1 protein-coding gene is annotated in these 264 nt (G+C 50.0%); it reads right to left on the reverse strand.

The genetic code is table 11. The features are described 5' to 3' along the window. Positions 1 to 264: glycosyltransferase (locus H2O73_RS21205; RefSeq protein ID WP_182110820.1), on the reverse strand; the 264-nt coding region annotated here is incomplete at both ends.

Consider the following 264-nt stretch of genomic DNA (forward strand, 5'->3'; position numbering starts at 1 on the left):
CAACCACATCTCATACTTGACATATGCGCCCTCACCCGCGACCTGATCATCATTAGTAATGAAGCGGTCCTCACTGGATACGGCGCCGACTCTTTCATCTGCGAAATAGCTTTCCAGCTTTTTGATCGCATCCGCTGGAATCTTGGTCGCAACATCCGAAAACACAATTATTTCGCCAGCGGCAATAGTAATTGCCTGCAGCTGAGCGTACTCTTTGCCTTTACGCTCATCAGCCCTGGCCAGCCGAACCCCTTTATCTGCATA

The sequence above is a fragment of the Vibrio marinisediminis genome (assembly GCF_014050145.1).
In the GTDB taxonomy this organism is placed as follows: domain Bacteria; phylum Pseudomonadota; class Gammaproteobacteria; order Enterobacterales; family Vibrionaceae; genus Vibrio; species Vibrio marinisediminis.